Origin of the sequence: Nonomuraea sp. NPDC049158 (assembly GCF_040648335.1) — a bacterium.
Classification (GTDB): domain Bacteria; phylum Actinomycetota; class Actinomycetes; order Streptosporangiales; family Streptosporangiaceae; genus Nonomuraea.
Genome location: NZ_JBEZDM010000017.1, coordinates 21,965 through 40,859 on the forward strand (window position 1 = coordinate 21,965; position 18,895 = coordinate 40,859).

At 69.5% G+C, this 18,895-nt stretch carries 11 protein-coding genes; 7 read left to right on the top strand and 4 right to left on the bottom strand.

Translation table 11 applies throughout. From position 1 onward, the window contains the following. Window positions 1-77: 77 nt before the first annotated feature. The gene (locus tag AB0B61_RS31810; protein ID WP_358439622.1) at window positions 78-1,658 is read right to left on the bottom strand and encodes a glycoside hydrolase family 88 protein; all 1,581 of its coding nucleotides are present in this window, start codon (window positions 1,656-1,658) and stop codon (window positions 78-80) included. Window positions 1,659-2,022: 364 nt separating this feature from the next. On the opposite strand from AB0B61_RS31810, the gene AB0B61_RS31815 reads away from it, so the two are divergent. The 5 genes from AB0B61_RS31815 to AB0B61_RS31835 all read left to right on the top strand — a co-directional run bounded on the left by AB0B61_RS31815 (window position 2,023) and on the right by AB0B61_RS31835 (window position 13,612). Further along, entirely contained in the window at window positions 2,023-4,449 is a 2,427-nt protein-coding gene (locus AB0B61_RS31815; protein WP_358439625.1) for a PQQ-dependent sugar dehydrogenase, read from the top strand. 77 nt (window positions 4,450-4,526) lie between these two features. Beyond that, a complete protein-coding gene (locus AB0B61_RS31820) occupies window positions 4,527-7,607 on the top strand; it encodes a carbohydrate-binding protein (protein WP_358440031.1) in 3,081 nt (1,026 codons plus the stop codon). Between the two features lie 6 nt (window positions 7,608-7,613). Then, a complete protein-coding gene (locus AB0B61_RS31825; protein WP_358439627.1) occupies window positions 7,614-8,783 on the top strand; it encodes a carbohydrate-binding protein in 1,170 nt (389 codons plus the stop codon). Between the two features lie 10 nt (window positions 8,784-8,793). Then, the gene (locus AB0B61_RS31830) at window positions 8,794-11,331 is read left to right on the top strand and encodes a carbohydrate-binding protein (RefSeq protein WP_358439630.1); all 2,538 of its coding nucleotides are present in this window, start codon (window positions 8,794-8,796) and stop codon (window positions 11,329-11,331) included. 187 nt (window positions 11,332-11,518) lie between these two features. Beyond that, on the top strand, window positions 11,519-13,612 hold the full coding sequence (locus AB0B61_RS31835) for a carbohydrate-binding protein (protein WP_358439633.1): 2,094 nt from the start codon (window positions 11,519-11,521) through the stop codon (window positions 13,610-13,612). Between the two features lie 105 nt (window positions 13,613-13,717). Here the strand turns inward: AB0B61_RS31835 and AB0B61_RS31840 are convergent, their stop codons facing one another. The 3 genes from AB0B61_RS31840 to AB0B61_RS31850 form a co-directional block, all read right to left on the bottom strand. After that, window positions 13,718-14,857: a monooxygenase gene (locus AB0B61_RS31840; RefSeq protein ID WP_358439635.1), complete on the bottom strand. Its 1,140-nt coding sequence runs from the start codon at window positions 14,855-14,857 to the stop codon at window positions 13,718-13,720. Between the two features lie 121 nt (window positions 14,858-14,978). Further along, window positions 14,979-16,397 carry an aspartate aminotransferase family protein gene (locus tag AB0B61_RS31845; protein WP_358439638.1) on the bottom strand — a complete coding sequence of 473 codons (1,419 nt, stop codon included), beginning with the start codon at window positions 16,395-16,397 and terminating at the stop codon, window positions 14,979-14,981. Window positions 16,398-16,428: 31 nt separating this feature from the next. Continuing rightward, complete coding sequence (locus AB0B61_RS31850; protein WP_358439641.1) at window positions 16,429-17,052, bottom strand: TetR/AcrR family transcriptional regulator; 624 nt, start codon at window positions 17,050-17,052, stop codon at window positions 16,429-16,431. 115 nt (window positions 17,053-17,167) lie between these two features. Between AB0B61_RS31850 and AB0B61_RS31855 the strand changes: the two genes are divergently transcribed. Continuing rightward, window positions 17,168-17,812: an HNH endonuclease family protein gene (locus AB0B61_RS31855; protein WP_358439644.1), complete on the top strand. Its 645-nt coding sequence runs from the start codon at window positions 17,168-17,170 to the stop codon at window positions 17,810-17,812. A gap of 190 nt (window positions 17,813-18,002) precedes the next feature. Then, a complete protein-coding gene (locus AB0B61_RS31860; RefSeq protein WP_358439647.1) occupies window positions 18,003-18,869 on the top strand; it encodes an SMP-30/gluconolactonase/LRE family protein in 867 nt (288 codons plus the stop codon). Window positions 18,870-18,895 lie beyond the last annotated feature (26 nt).

Here is an 18,895-nt window from a genome sequence, read left to right on the forward strand (position 1 = left end):
GGGTAGCAGGAACATTTTGATCACGACTCGCTCCCCTGGGACCGACGCGTGCGCCGGTCTCAGGGGAGCCGTGCGGGTCAGCTGCCGGGGCCGACGCGCATCATCTGCTCGTTCATGATGAGGAAGGCGCCCAGCCCGTGGAAGTCGTTCACCGGACGGCCGCGGTTGAAGTAGTAGCTGAGCGAGTCGCTGGCGTTGGTGCCCTCGCTGACGTCCACGAGGTTCGTCCGCCCGTCCTGGCCGAGTGAGATCTTGTTCAGCACCCCCTGGTAGCCCCGGTCGGCGTTGGCGCGGTAGGAGGCGTCCACGTACCCGCGCTCGACCGCCTTCGAGATCGTGTACGTGTACATCGCCGAGCAGGACGTCTCGGTCCAGTTGGCCGAGTTCGTCGTCTCGGTGACCACCTGGAACCACCGTCCGGTCGCCGGGTCCTGCCAGCGGGCGTAGGCGGGCACCAGGTCGCGGATGATGTTGATCAACGCGGCCCGGCGCGGGTGGTCGGCGGGGATGAGGTCGAGGATGTCGATCGTGGCCATGCCGAACCAGCCCATGGCCCGGCACCACGAGATCCCGTTGGTGTTGCCCAGGGACGGCTTCACCCAGGAGGCGGTCAGGCCGCCGGGCTCGTCGTAGGCGTGGTAGAGCAGCCCGGCCGCCGTGCCCGAGGTGCGGCGCAGGTGGCTGTGGTAGACCTCGATCTGCTTGGCCGGCTCGGCGCTGGTGAAGCTGTCGCCCGCGACCCAGGCGCCGTAGCGGGCCAGGAACGGATCGGCCATGTAGACGCCGTCGCCCCAGAGCTGGCCCTGCCGCGAGTCGGAGGTGGAGTGCCACCAGCCGCCGTCGGAGGTGCGCGGGTAGGTGTTCAGCCGGTTCCGGATCTTGGCGGCGGCGGTGCGGTAGCGGGCCTGGCCCGTCTCCTTGAACAGGGCCAGCAGGACGTTGCCCGCCTGCATGCTGTCCAGGTTGCTGAAGCTGTTGGAGATGCTGCCCGAGCTGTCGACGAACCGGTCGGCCCAGTCCTTGATGTACTGCAGGTAGCGAGCGTCGCCGGTGCGCTGCCAGACGAGATACTGCCCCCACAGGTATAAGCCCTGCGGGTAGCTCCAGCCGCCCAGCGAGCTGGGGGTGAAGCGGGCCATCGTGGAGTCGATGACGGCCTTGGACCAGTCGGTGCCGCCGCCCGTGCTGCCGTCGTCGACGGTGAGCGAGTCGACGTTCGGGCCGCCGTTCGCGGTCGTCGCGGTGGCGCGTACGGTGTTCGGACCGGCGACCAGCGAAGCCTGTACGGTCACCGTCTGCCAGGTGGTCCACGCCCCGGTGCCGGGGAAGGACAGGCCGGTCGCGATGGTCGTGCCGTTGAGGGAGATGCTCATCGGCCGGTCCACGGTGGTGCCGTTGGCGTACCGGAAGATCAGCCGCACCTGGCGCGCCTGCGGCGAGTCGGTCGCCCATTCGACCGACGAGCCGGTCACGTTGTCGTAGTTGACGAAACCGGTGCCGGTGAACCCGGCGTGGTTGGATTCCACGACGCCCTGCGAGATGGTGGCGTTCTCGGCTTCGTGGAGCGTGGCCGCGGCGACGGCCGCGGGCACGGGCTGGATCAGCAGGGCACCGAGGGCCACCACGGCCACCATTCGATGTCGGATTCTGAGGGGCAAGGGACTCTCCTCACGCTGGTGAGCGTCACAGGTAAGACATCCTAGGTCTCACCTGTGATCTTCTGACCTGTGATGTCTCTCGGCGTCCCTCAGTGCGGTGAAGTGCCTGGCGCGCCATCGGCAGCGTCGAGAGACAGATCCAACCTTTCGCCTGTCGCATAGCCAAACATCCCGGCTCTCTCCCTGTCCAGGTGTCAGGACATCCGATCTCTGCTCCGGATGACCATAAGTGGGGTTAGGAAAGTTTCCTAAAGATTGGAGCGTTCCAAGATCTAGAATCTGTTGACGGTTGTGACTATTTGTGGGAACACGATGAAAAGCTCCAATCTCTCGCCGAGATACCACCCCCCGCAGGAGTGATCGAATGAACTTACGCAGGTACCGCGTCCTCGCCGGTGTCCTCGCGCTCTTCGCCGGGGCGCTGACGGTCGTGGCCCCTCCGGCCGCCGCGGCGCCCACCCGATACGAGGCGGAGAGCGCCACGATCTCGCAAGGTGTCGTGGAGTCGAACCACACCGGATACTCCGGCACCGGCTTCGTCAACGGCGACAACGTCGCCGGATCCTCGGTCGAATGGACCATCAACGCGCCCAGCGCGGGCACCGCCACGCTGGCCTTCCGCTATGCCAACGGCACCAGCGCCAACCGGCCGAGCGACATCGCGGTCAACGGCACCGTCGTCGCCGCGGCCCGGGCGTTCAACGCCACCACGAACTGGGACACCTGGGCGACGGTCACGCTGACCGCGCCGGTCGTCGCCGGCACCAACACGATCAAGGCCACCGCCACCACCGCGGGCGGCAACCCGAACTGGGACTACCTGGAGGCCGAGGTCGCCTCGGGCTCCAACTTCACCGACTACCAGGCCGAGAGCGGCACGATCTCGCAGGGCGTCGTCGAGTCGAACCACGAAGGCTACACCGGCTCCGGTTTCGTGAACTACGACAACGTGGCCGGCTCCTACGTCGAGTTCGCGGTGAGCGCCGCGACCGCCGGGCCGCAGACCCTGACGTTCCGCTTCGCCAACGGCACCACCGTGGACCGGCCGATGAGCGTCACGGTCAACGGTACGTCCATCGCGGCGAGCCAGTCCTTCCCGGGCACCGGCGCGTGGACCACGTGGCAGGAGATCAGCCTCAACGCCACGCTGAACGCCGGCGCCAACACGATCAGAGCCACCGGCACCACCGCCAACGGCGGCCCGAACCTGGACCGGCTGCGTGTCAGCGGCCCCGGTGACACCGAGAAGCCGACCGCTCCGGGTCAGCCGGTGTGCAGTGACATCACTTACAACAGCATCCGGCTGGACTGGCCGACGTCGAGCGACAACGTCGGCGTCGTGGCCTACGACATCTTCCACCAGGGCACGCAGATCGCCACCGCGCCCGCTCCGCCGTACACGGTGACGGGGCTGAACGCCGACTTCGCGTACCAGATCTCGGTGTTCGCCCGGGACGCGTCCGGGAACGTGTCGCTGAGCAGCCCGGAGGCGAACTGCCGCACGCTGCCCGCGCCCGCGGACAACCCGCCGTCGCAGCCCGGCCAGCCCACCGTGACCGGCGTGCAGCCCACCTCGGCGACCGCGACCTGGGCCGCTTCGACCGATGACAACGGCGTGCGCGCCTATCTGATCCGCGACCACGCCACCGGCACCGTGCTGCAGACGGTCACCGGCACGCCGCCCGCGACCAGCGCCAGCGTGCCGCTGGAGTGCGCGCACACCTACACGCTCGACGTCGTCGCGCGTGACAGCGCCAACCAGCTGTCCACCCCGAGCGCCGCGTCCGCGTCGTTCACGACCGGTACCTGCGGCACCGTGCCGCAGACGCCGACCACGATCGCCGGCGGCTGGGACATCCCCTGGGACATCTCCTGGGCGCCCGACGGTTCGTACGCGCTGGTCACCGAGCGGGATTCGTTCAAGGTGTTCAAGATCACCCCGTCCGGTACCAAGACGCAGGTCGGCACCGTGCCCAACGTGGTGACCACCGACGGCGAGGGCGGCCTGATGGGCCTCGACTTCTCGCCCACCTGGAACGGCACGACCGACCAGGAGGTGTTCTTCATGCACACCGCCTCCGAGGGCAACCGCGTCGCGAAGATGAACTTCAACGGCACCACGCTCAGCGGCTACACCGCGATCCTGCAGGGCATGATCGACAAGAACCGCTACCACAACGGCGGCCGCATCAGGTTCGGCCCCGACGGCTACCTGTACGTCACCGCGGGCGACGCGCAGCAGAGCAGCAACGCGCAGAACCTCAGCTCGCTCAACGGCAAGATCCTGCGCATCACCAAGACGGGCGCGGCCGCTCCGGGTAACCCGTTCAACACCCGCGTCTACAGCTACGGCCACCGCAACCCGCAGGGCCTGGCGTGGGACTCGGCCGGGCGGCTGTGGGAGTCGGAGCTGGGCAACTCCTCCAGGGACGAGCTCAACCTGATCCAGCCGGGCAAGAACTACGGCTGGCCCACCTGCGAGGGCACCTGCAGCACCACCGGCATGACCAACCCCAAGTACACGTGGAGCGTCTCTGAGGCCTCGCCCAGCGGCATCGCCATCGTGAACAACACGGTCTTCATGGCGGCGCTGCGCGGCACGCGGCTGTGGCGGATCGTGCTCAACGGCGAGAACGTCTCGACGGTCAACTCCTACTTCAACGGGACGTACGGCCGGCTCCGCGCGGTGGAGAAGGTGCCGAACGCCAGCGCCATCTGGTTCGGCTCCACCAACTCCGACAACAACGGCAACGGTGACGCCGACGTGATCAGGCGCACCAACATCCAGTGACGCACGCCCCCTCACCAGGCGGCCGCGCTTCGGCGCGGCCGCCTGTCACCCCCCGAGCAGCTGGAGAACCACGCGTGATGGAACCTGACGACAGTGAGAGTAAGCCGACGCGCCGGGTGGTGCTGGGTGGCGCCTTCGGCACCCTGGCCGCGGCGGCGCTGACCGGCACCCCCAACCCCGCCCATGCCGAGGCGCAGGCCGCGCCCTGGACGCTCGACGTCCGGATGACCTCGGACGCCCAGTGGGCCGCGTTCCTGCGGGAGCAGGATCTGCTGTGGGCCAAGCTGCCCACGCTCTGGCACGAGGGCCCGTTCCTGGGGGACGGCCTGCTCGGCAGCATGATCTACAAGGAGCCGGCCGCCAACAAGGTCCGCTTCACCACCCAGCACGGCCGTGTCCAGGACCACCGGCCGGAGTTCGGCAGCGGGTTCGGCACCTGCCGGCTGCCCGTCGGCCATCTCACGCTGGACCCCGTCGGCACCATCACCGCCGTCGACTGGCGGCTGAGCCTGTGGGACGCCGAGCTGACCGGCACCGTCACCACCTCGTCGGGGAAGATCACGTTCACCGCGTTCATCCATGACGAGACGTTCGTGGCCAGCGCCTCGGTCACGGGCAGTGAGCAGGTCCGGTGGACCTTCCACCCGGAGGTGGCCGACAGCCCCAGGCAGGCGTCGGAGGACCCGCCGTCCGGTTACACGCACAACCCGGCCTACACCACCAAGACCACCGGCGACGTCAAGCAGGTACTCCAGGGGCTGGCCGGGGGAGGGCAGACCGCCACCGCCTACCGGCAGAGCGGCAACCTCCTGCTGCTGTCGGTCGCCCACAGCTTCCCGTCCAACACCGCGGCCGAGACGACCTCGCTCGGCCGGATCCAGAACGCGGGAACGTACGACACGCTGCGGGCGGCGCACCGGACCTGGTGGCACGCCTTCTACCGCAAGAGTTTCGTGTCCTTCCCGGACCAGCGGCTGCAGAGCTTCCACTGGATCCAGCTCTACAAGGTGGCCTCCGCCACCCGCGCCGGCGCGCCGGTGATGGCGACGACCGGCCCGTGGCTGGAGCCCACCCCGTGGCCCGGCGTGTGGTGGAACCTCAACGTGCAGCTGGAGTACTGGCTCATCCACGGCTCCAACCACCTGGAGCTCGACTCGGTCACCAGCACGCTCGACCAGAACCGGGCGCAGCTGACCGCCAACGTGGCCAGCGCGTACCGCAGCGACTCCTCGGGCGTGGGCCGCAGCTCGGACATGTTCGCCAACCGGAGCGTCGGCACGCCCGGCAGCGGCGCCGAGGTCGGCGACCTGACCTGGGCGCTGCACAACGTGTGGCTGTCCTACCGGCACACGATGGACGACGCGCTGCTCCGGGACATGTTGTTCCCGCTGCTGCGCCGGGCGATCAACTACTACCTGCACTTCCTGGCCAGTGGCAGTGACGGCAAGCTGCACCTGCCGAGCACGTTGTCGCCCGAGTACCCGACCGTTCCGCCGCAGGACACCAACTACGACCTGGCCCTCATCAGGTGGGGCTGCCAGACGCTGCTCGACTCGGCCGCCCGCCTGGGTATCGACGATTCGCTGAAGACCAAGTGGCAGCAGGTGCTCAGCACGCTCGTGTCGTACCCGACGGACACGAACGGCTACATGATCGGCGGCAGCACGCCGTACGCGCAGTCCCACCGCCACTACTCCCACCTTCTGATGATTTATCCCCTCTACCTGGTCAACTGGGATCAGACGGGCAACCGCTCGCTGATCGAGAAGTCGATCGTCCGGTGGCACGCCCTGACCGGCGCCCACCGGGGCTACAGCTACACCGGCGCCGCCTCCATGTACGCCATGATGCGGCGGGGCGACACGGCGCTGTCCTACCTGCTGAAGTTCTTCGACCCCTCGACCTCCTATCCGTGCCGGGCCAACACCCACTACACCGAGGCCGGACCGGTCATCGAGACGCCGCTGTCGGCCTCGCAGTCGATCCACGACCTGCTCTGCCAGAGCTGGGGCGGCGTCGTCCGCGTCTTCCCCGCGATCCCGGGCTCGTGGCCCGACGTCACGCTGCACGACTTCCGTACGCAGGGCGCCTTCCTCGTCTCCGCGGTACGTCAGGCGGGCACGACCCGCTTCGTCCGGGTCAGGAGCCTGGCGGGTGAGCCGCTCAAGCTCGACCACGGCCTGACCGGCACGGTCACCGCCGTGCTCGACGACGGGACTCCCGCCACGGTCTCGGACCTGGGCGGCGGCGTCCTGGGCATCACCCTGCCCAAGAACCGTGAGGTGCTCCTCTACGCGGGCGCGGTCCCGGACTTGGTGATCGCGCCGGTGCCGATCGCCACGCCGGGAGCCGCCTGGGGTCTGCCGGGCGCGAGCACCCCGCCGCCGCCGGGCCGCTACGAGGCGGAGGACGCGACGATCTCGCAAGGGATCTTCGAGAACTCCCACACCGGCTACAGCGGCACGGGCTACGTCAACGGCGACAACGCGGCGGGCGCCTTCATCGAGTGGGCCTTCGAGGCGGCGGCGGCCGGCACGGCGACGATCAAGCTCCGGTACGCCAACGGCACCACCACCAACCGGCCGTCGGCGATCGCGGTCAACGGCACGACGGTGTTCGCCACCCGTGACTACGGCAGCACCGGCACCTGGGACACCTGGGCCACCGACACCTTCGCGGTGCCGGTCAACGCCGGGGCCAACACGCTGCGGGCCACCGCGACCACGGCCAACGGCAACCCGAACATCGACTACGTCGACGTGGCGGCCGCCTCGGGGGGCGGCACCGACTACCAGGCCGAGGACGCCACGATCTCCCAGGGCGTCGTGGAGTCCAACCACACCGGCTTCACCGGCACCGGCTTCGTCAACCTCGACAACGTCACCGGTTCGTACGTCGAGTTCGCCGTCACCGCCGCGCAGGCGGGCGCCGCGACGCTGACGATCCGCTACGCCAACGGCACCACGGTCAACCGGCCGATGGCCATCGCGGTCAACGGCGGCACGGCCGTGAACCGCGACTTCGCCGGCACCGGGAACTGGGACACCTGGCAGACCGCCACGCTCACCGTCCAGCTCACGGCGGGGGCCAACACGATCAGGACGACCGCCACGACGGCCAACGGGGGCCCCAACCTCGACAAGATCACAATCGGATAGGAAGCCATGGACATCACCCGACGCCAGCTGGGGACCCTTGTAGGCGCCGCGCTCCTCACCCCGTACCTGCCCGCCCGCCCGGCCGCGGCGGCGCTCGCCTGGCAGCTCATGTGGGCGCCGGAGGCGTCGTCGGTCGGGCTCGGCGCGTTCGAGACGATCGAGGACGACCGCGCCGACTCCCACCCCGCCGGTCAGCCGCACATCTTCGCCGAAGGCAACAACTTCCGCTTCAACATGCACACCGTCGACCGCGACACGATGACCGACCGGCAGCGGCAGGAGGTGACCGGCACCCGCAACCCCAGCGGTTACCTGCAGTGGCTGAAGGGCGAGACGTGGCGGGTCACGTACTCGATGTTCATCCCGAGCTCGCTGAAGGCCACCACGACCTTCACCCACATCAGCCAGACGAAGATGCCGGGCACCGGCGGGCTGCCCATCACGACCACCTCGTTGCGCCGGGTGAACGGCGTGCAGACCATCGAGCACACGATCTACGAGCAGGGCATCCTGGTCGGCCGGACCAACCTGGAGCCGCTGCAGGACAAGTGGATCGACGCCGAGTACGAGATCAAGATCGGCGACGGCAGCGCGGGCTCGGTCCGCTGGGTGCTGCGCGACGGGAGCACCACGCTGGTCGACGCCACCAAGACCGGCGACACGTTCCTGGGCGACCGGGTCCGCCCCAAGTGGGGCATCTACCGCTCGCTCGGCGACACCTCGGGCTCGCTGCAGAACTGCTACATGCTGCTCACCAACATGCGGGCCTACAAGCAGGTGCAGGTCACCGCGACCCGCCTGGAGGCGGAGAACGCGACGATCTCGCAGGGCGTGGTCGAGTCCAACCACGCCGGATACTCCGGCACCGGCTTCGTCAACTCCGACAACGTGGCGGGCGCGTACACCCAGTGGGGATTCCAGCAGGGCACCGCGGGCCCCGCGACCCTCACCATCCGGTACGCCAACGGCACCTCCGCGAACCGGCCCATGGACGTCACGGTCAACGGCACCGTCGTCGCCTCGGGCCTGAGCTTCGCGGGCACCGGCGCCTGGACCACGTGGGCGAGCAAGACCGTCAACGCCACCCTGGTCGCGGGCGCGAACACGGTCAGGCTCACCGCCACCACCGCCAACGGCTGCCCGAACCTCGACTACCTCGACATCACCGGACCCTAGGAGCACGCATATGTCCCGTGTGTCGCGTACGGCGTTATTCGCCGTACTCGCCCTCCTGCTCGGCCTGCTCACCGCACTGCCCGCCCGGGCCGACCTGCAACACCCACGGCAGGCGTTTCTGCGCAACTCGATCGCCGGCCTCTTCCTGCACTGGGGCGAGCGCACCTCGCCGCAGCACACCAGCTGCAGCGGCTGGGAGGCCGATGTGACCAACGGCGGCTGGAGCGCCTCCTACTGGGTCAACGAGGCCAAGAAGCTGCACGCCCAGTACATCGTCCTGGCCACCTTCCACAGCAGGCTCGGCTACGCCCGGCCGTACCCGTCGTCGATCCCCGGCTCGTGCCGCACCACGCGGGACTTCCTGGGCGAGCTGATCGACGCCGCCGACGCGCAGGGGCTGAAGGTCATCAACTACATGACCGACGACCCGCAGTGGCACAACGAGGGGCTCAGTTCCGGCGACTGGCTCAACTCCTCCGCCTTCTCCAGCTACGTCGGCCACAACGTGGACCTGACCACTCGTGACGGGTTCGGGGAGTTCAGCTACCTGCAGTTCTTCGAGCAGATGCAGCGCTACCCGAAGCTGGCCGGATTCTGGATCGACAACGACAACGCCTATTGGGAGAGCAACAACCTCTACGCCAAGATCTACCAGCAGCGCCCCGACATGACGATCTCGAACAACAACGAAGACACGCCGATCATGGACATGATCAGCAACGAGCAGAAGACCGGCATGTCGCCCTCCTACGACTACCCGCAGGCGGTCTACACGGCGCTGCCGAGGCTGATCGAGGCCGACTTCAAGCTGCCGACCGGCGGTCCCTGGTGGTACGGCGGCTCGGACGAGGCGGTGGACCGCAAGCTCACGCTGGGCCGGCTCATCACCAACGCCGGATCGTCGGTGAAGGCGCTGATGGCCGAGACCGCGATGGTCAACGGCAAGTTCCCCGCCCAGCAGGTGAGCTTCAACAACTTCGCCAACACCTATCTGGAGGACATCTGGGAGTCGCTCGGCGGCACCGAGGGCGGCGGCTACATGTTCGGCGGGCTCAAACCGGGCTTCTGGAACAACGGCGCCCACGGCGTGACCACGATCTCCAAGACCGATCCCAACCGGCACTACATCCACGTCGTCACGCCGCCGTCCGGCAGCACGCTGTCCGTGCGCGACAACGGCTACCGGATCAGCTCGGTGACGAACCTGCGTACCGGCTCGCCGGTGACGTTCACGCAGGCCAACGGGACGCTGACGCTGAGCGGCATCTCCTCCTGGGACCAGTACGACACGGTCTTCAAGGTGATCTCCAGTGGCCGTGAGGGCATCTACAGCGGCGTCACGCTGTCGGCGAGCTCCTCCACCAGCGGCCACGGCGCCTCGGCCGCGGGCGACGGTGACTACCTCACCTACTGGGACAGCAACGCCGCCGAGCCCGCGTCCCTGACCTTCGACCTGGGCTCGGCCAAGCGGATCCAGTACCTGGCCTTCAACCAGCGGGAGGACTCGACCGTCTATCCGTCGTCCGGGTCGGCCCGCATCTCCGGCTACCAGGTGCACGTCAGCAACGACGGGTCGAGCTGGGGGAGCGCGGTCAAGACCGGCACCGTGCCGAACGCGCGCGGCGTGCAGGTCATCGACCTGACCGCCACCACCGCCCGCTACGTCAGGCTCACCAAGACCGGCCACCACGGCGTCTCCCGCTGGCGGGTGGACGAGGCGTGGGTCGGCGGCCAGTACGCGGCCGGCGGCGGCACGACACCCCCGCCGGGCCGCTACGAGGCGGAGGACGCGACGATCTCGCAGGGCATCTTCGAGAACTCCCACACCGGTTACAGCGGCACGGGCTACGTCAACGGCGACAACGCCACCGGGTCCTACCTGCAGTGGTCCATCACCGCCGCCACGGCGGGCACGGCGACGATCAAGATGGGGTACGCCAACGGCACCACGACGAACCGGCCGTCGGCGATCGCGGTCAACGGCACGACGGTGTTCGCCGCCCGCGACTACGGCAGCACCGGCACCTGGGACACCTGGGCCACCGACACCTTCACGGTCCCGGTCAACGCCGGGGCCAACACGATCCGCGCCACGGCGACCACGGCCAACGGCAACCCGAACATCGACTACATCGACGTGGACGTGACACCGGGCGGCGGCGGAACCACCACCGACTACCAGGCCGAGGACGCCACGATCTCCCAGGGTGTGGCGGAGTCCAACCACACCGGCTTCACCGGGACCGGGTTCGTCAACTACGACAACCTCGTCGGTTCCTACGTCGAGTTCACGGCGAACGCCGAGTCGGCCGGGAACGCCACGCTGACGCTGAGGTTCGCCAACGGCACCTCCGCGAACCGGCCGATGGACGTCACGGTCAACGGCACCCTCGTCTCCGACGAGCTCGCCTTCGACCCGACGGCGAACTGGGACACCTGGACGACCAAGTCGATCACGGTCCCGCTGAACGCGGGCGCCAACACCATCCGCGCCACCGCCACCACGGCCGGCGGCGGTCCGAACCTCGATCGCGTCACGATCGGTTGAACCCCGGCCGCCGTGCGGGCGCGGACGCTTCGCACGGCGGCCGGCACCAACGGAGGCCACGGCCCACAAGGCGCACGTAGCGGCGGCGCGCCGGCTCCACCGGAGGAGCGTTTCCCTGGACAGTCCCCGGCCCCGTACGGCGCTTGGCGCCCACCGGGCCGGCCGTACGAGCGAAGGAGAGAATCCCGTGAGAGGGAGAGGGATAGTCACGGCGGTGGCGGTGCTCTTAGCGGGCCTGTTCGCAGGCCTGCAGCCCGCGGCCGCGTCCGACAACGGCCTGTCGATCAGGCCCGCCATGGGGTGGAGCAGCTGGAGCTTCGTGCGCCGCTGGCCCGATGAGACCAAGATGAAGGCCCAGGCCGACGCGCTGGTCAGCAGCGGCCTGGCCGCGCACGGCTACGTCTATATCAACCTCGACGACTTCTACCAGAAGTGCGACTCCAACGGCTTCCAGGTCGACGGCTTCGGGCGGTGGGCCGTCGACACCGCCAAGTTCCCCAGCGGGATCAAGGCGCTGGCCGACTACGTGCACGCCAAGGGGCTGAAGTTCGGCTTCTACGTCACGCCCGGCATCGCCAAGAACGCCGTCACCGCCAACAAGCCGGTCGAGGGCACCTCCTACCACGCGCAGGACATCGCCGACACCTCGCAGACGCACAAGAACTACAACTGCAAGAACATGTACCGGCTGAAGTACTCCCACCCCGGCGCGCAGCTGTTCATCAACTCCTGGGCGAACCAGATGGCCTCGTGGGGCGTCGACTACCTGAAGATCGACGGCGTGGACGCGACGACGGTCGCCGACGTCGAAGCCTGGGACAAGGCGCTGCGCCAGACCGGCCGGCCGATCAACTTCGCGCTGTCCAACAACCTGCCCATCGCCCAGGCCACCACCTGGAAGCGGCTGGCCAACAGCTGGCGCACCCAGGGCGACGTCGAGTGCTACTGCGGTCCGGGCGCGAACGGCAGCGGGTTCCCCCTCACCGACTGGTCGCACGTCTCCAGCCGGTTCACCTCGGCCGCCAGCTGGCAGCAGTACGCCGCTCCTGGCGGCTGGAACGACTACGACTCCCTGGAGGTCGGCAACGGCGACCAGGTCGGCCTGACCGCCGACCAGCGGCGTACGCACATGACGCACTGGGCCATGATCTCCAGCCCGCTGCTGCTCGGCACCGACCTGACCGCGCTCACCTCGACCGACCTGGCCATGCTGACCAACGACCGGCTCATCGCCGTCGACCAGGACGGCGTCGCGGCCAGCCGGGTTGTGAACAGTGGTGTCAACCAGGTCTGGCGTAAACGGGAGTCGAACGGCGACTACATCGTGGCGCTCTACAACACCGGTACGTCCGGCAACTCCACCGTCAGCGTCACCTGGTCGCAAGTGGGCTTCACCGGCCCGGCCGAGGTCACGAACCTGTGGTCCGGCGGCTCAGAAGGCACCGTCGCCTCCTCCTACAGCGCCACCCTGCGCCCCGGCGAGACCCGCCTCATCCGCGCCCGGCCCACCACCGTGACCCCCCACTACGAGGCGGAGAACGCGACGATCTCGCAGGGCGTCGTCGAGTCCAACCACGCGGGCTACTCGGGGACCGGCTTCGTCAACTACGACAACGTCGTCGGCTCGTACGTCGAGTACACCGTCAACGCCACCGCGGCCGGCAACGCCAACGTCACCCTCAGGTACGCCAACGGCACGACGGTGAACCGCCCGATGACCATCACCGCCAACGGCACCACGCTGACCCGCGACTTCCCCAGCACGGGCGACTGGGACACCTGGGCGACGGCCACGTTCACGCTGCCGCTGACCGCCGGGGCCAACACCATCCGCGCGACGGCCACCACCGCGAACGGCGGCCCGAACGCGGACTACATCGACGTGTCGGCCGTCACCTCGCCCGGCACCGAGTACCAGGCGGAGAGCGCGACGATCTCGCAGGGTGTGGCGGAGTCCAACCACACCGGCTTCACCGGGACCGGCTTCGTCAACTACGACAACCTCGTGGGCTCCTACGTCGAGTTCGCCGTCAACGCCGCCGCCGCGGGCGCCACGCCCCTGACGATCCGGTACGCCAATGGGACGGCGGTGGACCGGCCGATGGAGGTCGCGGTGAACGGCACGGCGGTGACCACCCGGTCCTTCCCCGCCACCGCGAACTGGGACACCTGGGCGGACGGCACGGTCACGGTAGACCTCCAGGCGGGGGCCAACACGATCCGTCTCACGGCCACGACCGAGGGCGGCGGCCCCAACCTGGACCGGGTCACGCTGGGCTGACACTCCGACCGCGGGCGGCGGCCCCCCGGCCTGGATCACGTCATGCTCGGCTGACCCGACCACGGGCGCACGCACACCGGCCTGGCGGTGTGCGTGCGCCCTGCGTTATTTGGCTTTCGACCAGATGGCGAGGCCCAGGCACATCTCGTCGCTGGTCCCCTCACCCCAGACCACATAGCGCGGCTGCACCTTGCGCAGCTGCGGCAGCCGAGCGCGCAACCCGGCGTCATGCGTGCAGGTCACCCGCAGCATGTCACCCTTCTTGAGGGTGACCGGCTTGGCCAGCACGCGGAGCGCCTGGTCGTCGAAGTCGTAGTTCGGGACGTTCAGCAGCGTCTGCGCCTTGGGCGTGCCGGGATTGAGCTCGACCTTGATGGAGCGCCCGAGCAGGTGCATGTGCCCGGCCATCGCGTGCAGCGTGATGGGCCCCGGGACGGGCCGGTCGCAGTGCTGCGTCGGCCCCGGCTTGAGCGGCCCGCACATCTTGGCCAGCTGGTCGGCCTGCTCCTCCGACCCCGGCCCGAATCTGCGCGCCACGTCCTTGACCGCGGCGGCCCGGTCGCACAGCGGGCCGGACTCCTGCGGCGTGCACGGCAGCTCCACCGGCCCCGGCAGCAGCGCGGTCTCCAACGGCTCCAGGGTCTTGTCGGTGAGCCGCAGCCGGATGCCCGACTTGTCGGAGCCGGGGGTGCCTTCCACGTTCAGCGTGTTGTAGTGGATCTGCATGATGAGCTTGCTGCCGGGCGGCAACGCGTAGCCGTAGCGCGCGTCCAGCAGCGTCTCGTTGGTGCCCGGCGCCCAGTGCGCCACCCACGAGGCGTCGTCCACGCCGGCGTCGCCGAAGCACGTCCAGCCCTGACCGGGGGTGCGGTCGTCGAGCGTCTTCGCCTTGGCGGCCTGCCGGGGGTCTACCCGGAAGAAGATCGCGTGGTGCACGATGTCGGCGTTCTGCGGCTGGAACTGGGCTCCGGTCAGGAACGCCTGTTTCGTCAGTTTGGGGTCGATGATGAAGCACCGGTAGTCGTCGGTGCCGCCGTTGGGGGCGTGCGGCGTGTAGGGCTCCGCCATCGTCAGGGACTCGAACCGCTCGCCGTCGCGTAAGGGGGCGGCCACCGGCGCGACCTTGGCCCCATGTCCCCCGGCGTGGCTCGGGTGGGCCGCCGGGGTGGCGGTGGTGGCCGTCCCGCACGAGGCGAGCAGGGCGACCACGGCGCACGAGGCGGCGATACGGGCTAGTCGAATCATGCTTCCACGGTCCCGCGTGGCCCGGCGGGGGACATCCTTCCCGAGGATGTTCCGTGTCGTTCCTTGGAACGACGGCCGCGCTCCGCCTCTCGAACGCCGGGACTGCGACGTTAGTTGTACGTCAGCTGTAGATCACTGACAGGAAGCGCACCAGCACCGCCTCCCGCCGGGGCGCGGGCAGCGCGTCCAGGACCGCGTTGACCAGCGCCATCTCCGGCTGCCCCGCGCCGGGCCGCAGGTCCACCCCGACCGCCGCGGCCAGGTCGGCGAACGCCGCGTCGTCCAGCGCCTCCAGGTCCAGGTCCACGACCAGGTCGATCAGCCCGTCGGGGAGTACGGCCGGGCCGCGCGTCCGGGCGGCCGCCGCCGACTCGCCGATGACCTTCAGCAGCGCCTCGATCCCCGAGAGCGTCACCCCGGTGACCGTGATGTGCAGGTTGGCCGGGATGCCCGCGTAGGACAGCTGCGGCTGCAGGTACCAGCCGCGCCGCCGCGCCTCGTCGGCCAGGACGAACACGTCGAGCTCCGAGGAGGTGAACGCCACCAGCGAGGCCTCCGGATCGCCCAGCACCCGCAGCCCCGGGATCGCCGCGATGCCCGCGCGTAACCTGGCCGTCGCCTCCAGCGTGGTCCGGCCCAGGGCCAGGTAACCGTCGCGGCCCAGCGCCTGGAGCGTGGCCCACGCCCCGCCGAGCGACCCCGCCGACCTGGAGCTCTGCACGGTGGCGTTGATGACGGTGTAGCCGGGCCAGGCGGCCGAGGCGAAGTACGCCCTCCGGCGCGTCGCCGGGTCGGCGAACAGCACGACCGAGGCGCCCTTCGGGGCGTACCCGAACTTGTGCAGGTCACAGGAGAGCGAGGTGACCCCCGGCACCGACAGGTCGAACGGCGGGATCGCCGCGCCCGCCGCCCGCAGCCACGGCAGCAGCCACCCGCCCACGCACGCGTCCACATGGCAGCCGACGCCCGCGGCGGCGGCCACGGCCGCGATCTCCTCGACCGGGTCGATCACGCCCTGGGGGTACGACGGCGCCGAGACCACGACCAGGACGGTGTCGTCGTCCATCGCCGCCGCCACGGCCCGCGCACCTGTCTTGAACGTGATCGGATCGACCGCCACCGGCTTGACCTCGAGCCCGAGGTAGTGCGCCGCCTTGTGGAAGGCCGGATGGGCGGTGACGGGGAGCACCAGGTTGGGGCGCTCGCGCCCGGCCGCGTCACGGGCGGCCTTCACCGCCAGCATGATCGACTCGGTGCCGCCGCTGGTGAAGATGCCGTGGCCACCGCCCAGCAGGTCGGCGACGGCGCCGACGACCTGCTTCTCCATCTCCACCACGCTGGGGAAGGCCGTCGGGTCGAGGCAGTTGACCTCCAGCATCTCCGCGTAGGCGCGGGCCGCCGCCTCGTGAACCCCGTCCCGGCCGCTGTCGTAGACGTAGGCGGTCACCTGGCCGCCCCTGACCGGCAGATCGTGCTCCTTGAGCCGGGCCATCTCGGTCAGCAGCTCGTCGGCGGTCCTCCCGGTGTCGGGCAGGTTCACACGCTCTCCTCGTATCATGGCGCCGCCGTGGTCACGGGGTTTCGCCGGTCAGCCCGAGCATGCGGTGCACGGTCAGGTGCAGGTGGGCGCGGAAGCGGCGCAGCGCCACCGTGTCGCTCCCGCCCCTGCGGTGGCCCTCCTCGTCCAGCACGCCGCCCTTGGCGAACCCGTGCACGCACCAGATCACCGACCACATGGCGTACTCCAGGTCGACCGCGCGGTCGATCACCCCGGCCGCGACCGAGGGACGCAGGGCGTCGGTCACCATCACCACCAGCGGCTGGACGTAGTGGCGTTCGAGCTCGGTGAGGTCGCTGGCGTCGGAGAGCCAGCGGTGCATCCACAGCGCGGGCACCTCGGGATGGACCACGCAGAAGTCCAGGTAGTCGTCGATCAGGCGGTGAATCCCGGTGACCGGGTCATCTCCGCCCAGGCGGCCCAGCGCCCCCTCCAGGGCGGCGCGCTCGGCTTGGTGGGCGCGCTCCATCACGGCGAGATAGAGCTCCCGCTTGCCGCCGACGTGGTAGTTGACGGTGGCGATGTTCAGGCCGGCCGCGTCGGCGATCTGCCTGGTGGAGGTGCCGTCGAAGCCGAGTGCCGCGAAGAGCTGTGTCGCGACTTTCATGATCACGGTGACCTGGTCACTGTCTCTCATGGAACGAAACTAATGCGGCCTCCGCCGCTCCGTCAATCACTTGATGGAGTCACTTTAGGTGCCATCTCAATTACTTCTCGTGACATTCCTTTGAGGTGGCTGTTACTGGTAATCCATGACCATCTTCTCAGGGCGGTTCGTGGTCCCCTTCCTCGCGACTCTCCTGCTCGTCCCGCCGGCCGGCGCCGCCGCGACCGCGCGCGCGATGCCCGTCCCGATCTCGGTGGCCGACGCCCGTACGGCTCTCGACGGCCTGGCCGTCGCCAAGAGGGGCACGCTCCACGGCTACAGTCACATCCGCTTCATGCCCGAATGGGCCCCGCAGCGGGGCGCGTGCGACACCCGAGAGATCGTCCTGAACCGCGACGGAGAGGCCGTCCGGCGCGACGCGTCCTGCCGTGTCCTGGCCGGCACCTGGTACAGCCGCTACGACGGCAAGCTGCTCACCAGCGAGGCGAACATCGACGTCGACCACCTCGTCCCCCTGGCCAACGCCTGGCGTTCGGGCGCCGACACCTGGACCGACGCCCAGCGCCACGCCTTCGCCAACGACCTGATCCGCCCCGAACTGGTCACCGTCAGCGCCACCGCCAACATCGACAAGGGCGGCAGCACGCCGATCACCTGGCGGCCGCCGGTCATCGGCTATTGGTGCACGTACGCCCGGTCGTGGATCACCGTCAAGCGGCACTACGCGCTGCGGATCACGAAGGGGGAGAAGGCCGCGCTGAAGGAGATGCTCGACACCTGCTCGGCCTGATCACCGGCGCACATCACGGAATGCGGCCTCGATCGGCTCGCGGGCGTGCGGGCATTCAGCATCGAGGCCAAGTCCCGTGAGGAGGGACCCGATGTGGTGAACCTGCCGACGGGCCGGAGGTGGACCTACCCCGCGGTCAGCCGTTCGTGATCGACAATGGGGGGTCTGAGCCCAGCTGGAGGAGATCGGCATGACCATCGCCGCGTACACCGTGACCGCTCCCGTCGCCGAGCACGGGGAGGGCCCCGTGTGGTCCGACCGCTGGGGCGGCCTCCGGTTCGTCGACATGATGGCCGGTGACGTGCTGGCGCTGGAGCCGGACGGCACGGTCCGGCGCCGCCACGTCGGCGCGGTCGCGGCGACGATCCGCCCGCGCGCGGCCGACGCGGGCTATGTGGTCGCGGCCGAGCGGGAGCTGCTGCTGGCCGACTCCGACGGGCTGGACGCCCCGCTGCGCTCGCTCGGCGAGGCGTGGAGCGATGCCTCGGTACGCATGAACGACGGCGGCTGCGACCCCGACGGCCGCTTCTACATCGGCAGCATGGCCTACGACGAGACCCCGGGCCGCGGCTCCCTCTATGTGGCCGAGGCCGGCGGCGGGCTGCGCGTGGTGCTGCCGGAGGTCACGATCTCCAACGGCCTGGACTTCAGCCCCGCCGGCGACCTCGCCTACTACGCCGACACGACCACCGGGCGGGTCGACGTGCTGGACTACGACCGGGAGAACGGGCTCACCGGGCGGCGGCCGTTCGCGGTCGTGGACCCGGCCGACGGCGCCCCCGACGGGCTCACGGTCGACTCCGAGGGCGGGGTGTGGGTGGCGCTGTGGGGCGGCGCCGCCGTACACCGCTACTGCCCGGAGGGCCGTCTCGACGCCGTCGTCCGGCTCCCGGTACGCAAGGTCACCGCGGTCGCCTTCGGCGGCGACAACCTCGACCAGCTGTTCATCACCACCTCGGCCCTCGATGTCGACCGGGTGGAACAGCCGGCCGCGGGCGCGCTCTTCGCCGCCGAGCCCGGCGTGCGCGGCCGCCCCGTGTTGCAGTGCGCGCTCTGAACGGCCTCACTGTGCCGCCGATTGAC

Bases quoted from the DNA above. Each gene is read 5' to 3' on its own strand.
- AB0B61_RS31815 (WP_358439625.1), top strand. From the start codon at position 2,023: ATGAACTTACGCAGGTACCGCGTCCTCGCCGGTGTCCTCGCGCTCTTC.
- AB0B61_RS31820 (WP_358440031.1), top strand. From the start codon at position 4,527: ATGGAACCTGACGACAGTGAGAGTAAGCCGACGCGCCGGGTGGTGCTG.
- AB0B61_RS31825 (WP_358439627.1), top strand. From the start codon at position 7,614: ATGGACATCACCCGACGCCAGCTGGGGACCCTTGTAGGCGCCGCGCTC.
- AB0B61_RS31830 (WP_358439630.1), top strand. From the start codon at position 8,794: ATGTCCCGTGTGTCGCGTACGGCGTTATTCGCCGTACTCGCCCTCCTG.
- AB0B61_RS31840 (WP_358439635.1), bottom strand. From the start codon at position 14,857: ATGATTCGACTAGCCCGTATCGCCGCCTCGTGCGCCGTGGTCGCCCTG.
- AB0B61_RS31850 (WP_358439641.1), bottom strand. From the start codon at position 17,052: ATGAGAGACAGTGACCAGGTCACCGTGATCATGAAAGTCGCGACACAG.
- AB0B61_RS31855 (WP_358439644.1), top strand. From the start codon at position 17,168: ATGACCATCTTCTCAGGGCGGTTCGTGGTCCCCTTCCTCGCGACTCTC.
- AB0B61_RS31860 (WP_358439647.1), top strand. From the start codon at position 18,003: ATGACCATCGCCGCGTACACCGTGACCGCTCCCGTCGCCGAGCACGGG.